The organism is Falsiroseomonas sp. RANM36, assembly GCF_056682175.1.
On record NZ_JBWXTD010000004.1, the window covers coordinates 152,989 to 160,375 of the forward strand.

The 7,387-nt window shown below is 72.7% G+C and carries 6 protein-coding genes and 1 pseudogene; 4 read left to right on the forward strand and 3 right to left on the reverse strand.

The annotated features are described in order from the left end of the window. Positions 1-273, reverse strand: a pseudogene (locus tag AC1MIR_RS14495) (Bug family tripartite tricarboxylate transporter substrate binding protein); the annotation flags it as partial. Positions 274-361: 88 nt separating this feature from the next. Here AC1MIR_RS14495 and AC1MIR_RS14500 point away from each other — a divergent pair. Both AC1MIR_RS14500 and AC1MIR_RS14505 read left to right on the forward strand, forming a co-directional pair. Continuing rightward, complete coding sequence (locus AC1MIR_RS14500; protein ID WP_480028904.1) at positions 362-805, forward strand: MaoC/PaaZ C-terminal domain-containing protein; 444 nt, start codon at positions 362-364, stop codon at positions 803-805. A 6-nt stretch (positions 806-811) separates the two neighbouring features. Then, on the forward strand, positions 812-1,171 hold the full coding sequence (locus AC1MIR_RS14505) for a TfoX/Sxy family protein (RefSeq protein WP_480028905.1): 360 nt from the start codon (positions 812-814) through the stop codon (positions 1,169-1,171). A gap of 92 nt (positions 1,172-1,263) precedes the next feature. Here the strand turns inward: AC1MIR_RS14505 and fusA are convergent, their stop codons facing one another. Beyond that, a complete protein-coding gene (gene fusA / locus AC1MIR_RS14510; protein ID WP_480028906.1) occupies positions 1,264-3,345 on the reverse strand; it encodes an elongation factor G in 2,082 nt (693 codons plus the stop codon). Between the two features lie 263 nt (positions 3,346-3,608). Here fusA and AC1MIR_RS14515 point away from each other — a divergent pair, with 263 nt between their 5' ends. Together AC1MIR_RS14515 and AC1MIR_RS14520 are read left to right on the forward strand one after the other, a co-directional pair. Further along, the gene (locus AC1MIR_RS14515) at positions 3,609-4,964 is read left to right on the forward strand and encodes a DUF1800 domain-containing protein (RefSeq protein WP_480028907.1); all 1,356 of its coding nucleotides are present in this window, start codon (positions 3,609-3,611) and stop codon (positions 4,962-4,964) included. After that, complete coding sequence (locus AC1MIR_RS14520) at positions 4,961-6,151, forward strand: DUF1501 domain-containing protein (RefSeq protein WP_480028908.1); 1,191 nt, start codon at positions 4,961-4,963, stop codon at positions 6,149-6,151. The genes AC1MIR_RS14515 and AC1MIR_RS14520 overlap by 4 nt, the downstream gene beginning before the upstream one ends. A gap of 8 nt (positions 6,152-6,159) precedes the next feature. Here the strand turns inward: AC1MIR_RS14520 and AC1MIR_RS14525 are convergent. Continuing rightward, on the reverse strand, positions 6,160-7,387 hold a 1,228-nt coding region (locus tag AC1MIR_RS14525), incomplete at its 5' end, for an L-lactate permease (protein WP_480028909.1).

Below are 7,387 nucleotides of genomic sequence, written 5' to 3' on the forward strand. Positions count from 1 at the left end.
GCGGGGCGGGGGGGCCGCGCGGGGGGGGGGGGGGGGGGGGGTTTTGGCGCCGCGGCGCCCCCCCCCCCCCCCGCCGCGGTTCTCGATCACCACCGACTGGCCGATCTCGGCCCCGATCCGCTCGGCGAGGTTGCGGGCGATCACGTCGGGGGCCGAGCCCGGGATGTAGGGCACCACCAGCCGCACAGGCCGGGCCGGCCACGCGCCCTGCGCCCGCACCGAAGGCGCCGCCAGCGCCCCGGCCCCGATGATCAGCATGTCGCGACGACGCATGTCCGTCCTCCCCCCTTGTTGCTCTGGCGCAAGCCTATCGGCGCCTTGCCCCTGGCGGCAAGCGGGAGCCTCCCGTAGCGTCGGGCGCATGACGCCGATCCGCTCCGCCGACGAGCTCCATCCCGGCCAGACCTTCGACCTCGGCGGCTTCGTGCTGCCGCGCGAGGAGGTGATCGAATTCGCCCGTCGCTTCGACCCGCAGCCCTTCCACCTGGACGAGGCGGCGGCGCGGGATTCCCTGTTCGGCCGGCTGGTGGCGAGTGGGGTGCACACCTTCGCCGCCAGCGTCGGGCACCTGCTGCGCAGCGGCGTCATCTCCGGGATCAACGAGGGAGCCGGCGGGGCGGAGGTGAAGTGGACGGCCGCGCTCGAGCCCGACACGCCGGTGACCATGCGCGTGGTGGTGGTGGAGGTGCGGCCGATGCGCAGCAAGCCGCACCTGGCGGTGGTGAAGCTGCGCTACCTGGTGGCGAAGGAGAGCGACGGCACGCTGGTGCTGGAGGTGATCGCGCCGCACTTCATGCGGCGCTGAGCGGCCATGCCGGCCGACCCGCATCTCGCGGACATGATGCGCCGTGCGCTGGCGCGGCGGCGTGGGCTGGTCGAGAAGCGGATGTTCGGCGGCATCTGCTGGATGCTGAACGGCAACATGCTCTGCGGCATCGCCAAGGACAGCTTCATGTTCCGAGTGGGGCGGGAACTGGAGGCGGAGGCGCTTACGCGGCCGGGCGCACGCATCATGGACTTCACCGGCAAGCCGATGCGCGGCTTCGTGCTGGTGAACCCGGACGCGGCGGAGGATGCGGGGCTGGAGGCGTGGATCGCGCTCGCCGCCCGTTATGTGGCGGCGCTGCCGCCGAAGGCACCGAAGGCGCTGGCGGCGCGGAAGAAGGGCTGAACGGCCCGGCTATCGCAAGGCTGGTGCGGCCCCCACCCCGGCCCTCCCCCGCAGCGCGGGGGAGGGAGAGGCGAGGCGCGTGAAGAAAAGCGTCAGGCGCTCTTCTTCATGATCTCGTCCGCGACGTTGCGCGGCACGGGATCGTAGTGGTGGAACTGCATCGAGAAGCTCGCGCGGCCCTTGGTCATGCCGCGCAGGTTCGAGATGTAGCCGAACATCTCCTTCAGCGGCACATGGGCGCGCACGATCACGCTGGTGCCGGCCATGTCCTGGCTCTGGATCACGCCGCGGCGGCGGTTCAGGTCGCCCACCACGTCGCCGACATGGTCGGAGGGCGTCGTCACCTCAACATCCATGATCGGCTCCAGGATCACCGGACCGGCCTTCTTCATGCCCTCGCGGAAGCAGGCCTTGGCGGCGATCTCGAAGGCCAGCGCGCTGGAGTCGACGTCGTGGTACTTGCCGTCCACCAGGCGGTACTTGAAGTCCACCGTCGGGAAGCCCGAGAGCACGCCGGTGTCGGCCTGCACCTTGATGCCCTTCTCGACCGCCGGGATGTATTCCTTCGGCACGGCGCCGCCGACCACCCCGTTCTCGAAGACGATGCCCTGGTTCCGCTCCAGCGGCTCGAACTCGATCTTCACCTCGGCGTACTGGCCCGAGCCGCCCGACTGCTTCTTGTGGGTATAGGTCTCGGTGTGCGGCTTGGTGATCGTCTCGCGGTAGGCGACCTGCGGCGCGCCGATATTGGCGTCCACGCCGTATTCGCGCTTCAGGCGGTCGATGATGATCTCGAGATGCAGCTCGCCCATGCCGGAGAGGATGGTCTGGCCGCTCTCCTGGTCGGTGCGCAGGCGCAGCGAGGGGTCCTCGCCGGCGAGCTTCTGCAGGCCGAGGGTCATCTTCTCGACGCCTTCCTTGGTCTTCGGCTCGACCGAGATGTCGATGACCGGCACCGGGAAGGCCATGCGCTCCAGCACCACCGGGTCCTCGGCGGAGGCGAGCGTGTCGCCCGTGCCGGTGTCCTTCAGGCCGACGAAGGCCGCGATGTCGCCGGCGAAGACCTCCTTGATCTCCTCGCGCTTGTCGGCGTGCATCTGGAACATGCGGCCGACGCGCTCCTTCCCCTCCTTGGTCGTGTTCAGCACCGTGTCGCCGGAGCGCAGCACGCCGCGGTACACGCGCACGAAGGTCAGGTTGCCGTATTTATCATTGATGATCTTGAAGGCCAGGCCGGCGAAGGGCGCGTTCTCGTCAGCCGGGATCACGCGGCGCTCCGCGGTCTCGTCCTGGCCCTCTTCCGGGGCGACCTTGATGCCCTCGATGTCCACCGGGCTCGGCAGGTAGTCGAGCACGGCGTCGAGCAGCGGCTGCACGCCCTTGTTCTTGAAGGCGGTGCCGCAGAGCACGGGGCGGAATTCGCCGGTGATCGTGCCCTTCTTGATGCAGCGCTTCAGCGTCTCGATAGAGACGTCGCCCTTGTCGAAATACTCTTCCATCGCGGCCTCATCCACGCCGACGACGGTGTCGAGCAGCTTCTGGCGGTACTCGGCGGCCTTGTCCTTCAGGTCGTCGGGGATCGGCGCGTCTTCGTACTGCGCCCCGAGCTCGTCGCCCTTCCAGACGATCGCCTTCATCTCGACCAGGTCCACCACGCCCTTGAAGGTGTCCTCGATGCCGATCGGCAGCTGCAGCGCAACCCAGTTGATGCCGAGCTTCTCGGTCAGCGTCGCGGCGGCGCGGTAGAAGTCGGCGCCGGTGCGGTCGAGCTTGTTGATGAAGATGATGCGCGGGACGTTGTAGCGGTCCGCGAGACGCCAGTTGGTCTCGGACTGCGGCTGCACGCCGGCCACGCCCTCGATGATGAAGACGGCGCCATCCAGCACGCGTAGCGAGCGGTTCACCTCGATGTTGAAGTCGATGTGGCCGGGCGTGTCGATGATGTTGATCCGGTGGTCCTTCCACACGGCGGTCACGGCGGCCGAGGTGATGGTGATCCCCCGCTCGCGCTCCTGCTCCATGTAGTCGGTCGTGGTGTTGCCGTCGTGCACCTCACCGATCTTGTGGGACTTGCCGGTGTAATAGAGGATGCGCTCGGTCGTGGTGGTCTTGCCGGCGTCGATATGCGCCGTGATGCCGATGTTGCGGATCTTCTCGAGCGGGGTGCGCGCCACGACGGGCCTCCATGGACGAAAGCGGACGTCCCCAGGGGCCTTTCCGCCCCAGGTGCCCGCCCGATAGTGCCGAATCAGCTATGTGCGGCGCGGAGATGCCCTCTCCGGCCCGGTTTTGCAAGCGCGTATCCGCCGAAGCCGCACGGTGCGGCCGCATGGCCACACTGTCGCCGGCGCGGGGCACGGCGCCCGCGTCACCCTTCGTTACGGCGCCCGCGCCGGCTCCTGCGCGACCGGCGGCGCCGTCGTGCTAGGCTGGAGGGGTGAGCATCCGCAGTCATATCGCCGCGATCCGCTTCGGGCTGGGCCTGCGCCTCGGCGAGTCGCCGCCCGAAACGCCGGAGGCCTGGTTGGCGGAGCAGGTGCGCGCCCCCGGCGCAGCGCCGCCCGGCCTGACGGCTTCCGAGGCCATCATCGCCCAGCTGTCGCACCTGGTCCTCCGCGACGAGGCCGCCGGCATCGCCCAGAGCCGCGCGCCGCAGTACCGCGCAGCGCTGGAGGGGCATGGCGTCGTCCTGCCGGACAGCACCCCCCTTCCCGGCTTGATCCGGCGCGAGACCGCCGCCTGGGCCGCGTGGCGGCTGGCCTCGCCGCAGCCCTTCCGGGACCGGCTGGTGGATTTCTGGGCCAACCACTTCACCACGGCTCGCCGCGGCGGTGCGATGGCGATCCTTCCGGCGGCGCTGGAGCACGATGCGATCCGCCCACATGTCACCGGCCGCTTCGCCGACATGCTGGTGGCGGTGACGCGCCACCCGGCGATGCTGATCTACCTGAACAACAACCTCTCCGTCGGGCCGAACAGCCGCGTCGCCCGTGGCGGCCGCTTCGGGCTGAACGAGAACCTGGCGCGGGAGGTGCTGGAGCTGCACACCCTCTCCCCAGCCGGCGGCTACACCCAGGGGGATGTGCAGGAACTGGCGAAGATCCTGACCGGCTGGCGGGTGGCGACCGACCGGCCGCCCTTCGACTTCCAGTGGCAGCCCGCCGCGCATGAGCCCGGTCCGAAATACCTGATGGGCCGCCGCTTCGAGGAAGGCGCCGAGAGCCAGGAGGCGGCGCTGCGCTTCCTCGCCGCGCAGCCCGCTACCTGGCGCTTCCTGGCCGCGAAGCTGGCGCGGCATTTCGTTGCGGATTCGCCGCCGCCCGAGGCGGTGCGCGCGCTGGAGACGGTGCTGCGGGAGACGGATGGCGACCTGGGCGCGGTGGCGCTGGCGCTCATCGCGCTGCCGCAGGCCTGGGACCCGCCGCTGGCGAAGTTCCGCGCACCGCAGGATTTCGTGCTGGCCGCCGGCCGGGCCCTCGGCGTGACGGAGCAGCGGGCCGAGCTGGTGCTGAACGGGCTGATCGGCATCAACCAGCCGCTCTGGATGGCGCCGCAACCGAATGGCTGGCCCGACATCGCCGAAGCCTGGGCGACGCCGGAGGCGGTGATGCGCCGGGTGGACTGGGCCTACACCCTCGCCGGCCGCGCCGGCGTCACCGATCTGCCGGGCGTCGTCGCCGCGGCACTCGGCCCCCTGGCGCGCGCCGAGACGGTCGGGGCGATGCGCGGCGCGGGGTCGGTCCGCGATGCCGCGACGCTGCTGATCGGCAGCCCGGAGTTCATGCACCGATGAGCCACGCCTCCTTCTCGCTCGGCCGGCGGAGCCTGCTGCTCGGCCTCGGCACGGCGCTGGTGCTGGGCCGCACGCGTGCCGCCTTCGCCCAGCTTCCGGGCGAGCGGCGCTTCGTGGTGATCCTGCAGCGCGGCGCGATGGACGGGCTCTACGCCGTGCAGCCCTATGCCGATCCCGGCCTGCGGGAGATCCGCGCGCCGCTGGCGCTGCCCGAGCCCGGGCAGGAGGGCGGGCTGCTCGACCTCGGCGGCCGCTTCGGCCTGCACCCGGACTTCGCCAACCTGCACGCGATGTACGCGGCGGACGAGGCGCTGCTGCTGCACGCCATCGCCGGCCCCTATCGCAGCCGCTCGCATTTCGATGCGCAGGACATGCTGGAGAGCGGCGCCGAGCAGCGGCTGTCGAGCGGCTGGCTGAACCGCGCCCTCTCCGCCCTGCCCAACCCGGCGGAGGCCCGCGCCGGGCTTGCGGTGGGCACCAGCGTGCCGCTGCTGATGCGCGGGCCGACGCCGGTCGGCGCCTGGTTCCCTGCGGGGGTGGAGCACCCCTCCCCCGACCTCTACGCCCGGCTTGCCGCGCTGCATGCCGCGGATGCGCAGCTCGGCCCGGTCTTCGCGGAAGGGCTTCGGGCCCGCGGCTTCGCGGCCAGCGCGCTCGGCGAGCCGAGCCGCGATCGCGGCCGTGCGCAATTCCCCCGCCTGGCGGCGGCCGCGGGCCAGCTTCTGGCCGAGCCGAACGGCCCGCGCGTGGCGGTGCTGGAGCTCGGCGGCTGGGACACGCATGTGAACCAGGCGAACAACATCCTCGGCCCGCTGCGCGCCCTCGATGCGGGGCTCGGGGAGCTGAAGGCCGCGCTCGGCGCGCACTGGGGGCGGACCGCGGTGCTGGTGGTGACCGAGTTCGGCCGCACGGCGCGGTCCAACGGCAATGCCGGCACCGACCACGGCACCGCCGGCGTGGCGCTGCTGGCGGGCGGGGCGGTGCGCGGCGGGCGCGTAGTGGCGGACTGGCCCGGCCTCGCGCCGGATACGCTGCTCGAGAATCGCGACCTGCAGCCCACCGCCGACCTCCGGGCGGTCGCGAAGGCGCTGCTGGCCGGCCATCTCGGCCTGCCGCGCGCGGCCGTCGCACAGGCCTTCCCGGGCAGCGACGCGGTCGCGCCGATGGGCGGGCTGCTGCGCGGCTGAGCGGCGCCCTACCGCCCCACCGCCACGGCGAGCCACCCGATCGCCAGCACCAGCGCGATCGAGGGCAGCAGCAACCGCCAGAGCTGCGCCGGCCGCGTGCCGTCGGCCAGCAGGCCGCAGATCATCGCGGTGACCGCGAAGGACATGCCGGCGCCGGCGGAGCCCGCGAAATTGTGCAGGGCGGGTGCCAGAAGCTCCGGCAGGCCCGCCGCCCGCCCCAGCGCCGCCTGCACCGCCATCAGCGCCGCGCTGGAGCCGACATTGCTGCCCGTCACCATGCCGGACGCCAGGCCGAGCACCGGCACGGCATAGGGCGCGAGCGGCCCGAGTGCCGCGGCCAGCGCCTCGGCCAGCGATCCCGCCACGCCCGAACCCGCCAGCCAGCGCGCCAGGATCACATAGAGCAGCATCGCCAGCGCCGGGCGCCGCGCCCGCAGCAGCGCGCCCCTGGCGCGCGCCACGCCGTCCGGCAGCCGCAGCAGCAGCGCGGCCGACACCAGCCAGAGGATCACCGCCACATGCGTCAGCGGCACGCCCGGCAGGTCGCCGAAGGGCGTCCAGGCGGGCGCGCCCGCCCAGCCGCGCGCCGCGAGCAGCGCCACGGTCAGCCCGGCATAGGGCGCCAGCGTCCGCATCGCGGCGTGCCACCCTGCCCTGCCCCGCGGCGGATCGAGGCGCCAGAGCAGCAGCAGAAGCGGCAGCCCGGTGGCGACGATCCCCGCGGCCTCGAAGGGGAACAGCGCGTGGCAGAGCAGCAGCAGCGCCGCGACCGCGCAGAGGATGAGCATCTGCGCCAGCCGCTCGGCCGGCGGCACGGCAATGCCCGCCGCGGCGCAGAGCCGCCACAGCACGGGTCCGAGCAGCGGATACCAGACGGCGTTCGGCCAGGCGGTCGCGAAGGCCACCGCCTGCGCCGGCAGTCCGACCAGCGCCGCGCCGAGCGCCGTGCCGGGGCCGAGCCCGCCCCAGGGCACCAGGCTCAGCGAGAGCAGCGCCATCGCGCCCGCCGGCGCGCCGCGAAGCCCCATCCCCCGAAGCGCCGCCAGCGCGAAGACCGCGCCGACCGCGAAGCCGGTCACGCTCTCCAGGAAGGCGCCGGCCAGCAGCGTGGCGACCAGGATGCGCCGCGGCGTGGCCAGGGCCGCGGCGCCGTCGGCCGGGCCCCGCGGCCCCCCCCCGGGGGACCGCCGCCCCCCGGCCCCGCCGCCGCTCCGCGTCCACGCCCGGGCGGGGCGC

Coding starts and splice junctions, on each gene's coding strand:
- AC1MIR_RS14520 (WP_480028908.1), top strand. CDS start 4,961: ATGAGCCACGCCTCCTTCTCGCTCGGCCGGCGGAGCCTGCTGCTCGGC.
- AC1MIR_RS14505 (WP_480028905.1), top strand. CDS start 812: ATGCCGGCCGACCCGCATCTCGCGGACATGATGCGCCGTGCGCTGGCG.
- AC1MIR_RS14500 (WP_480028904.1), top strand. CDS start 362: ATGACGCCGATCCGCTCCGCCGACGAGCTCCATCCCGGCCAGACCTTC.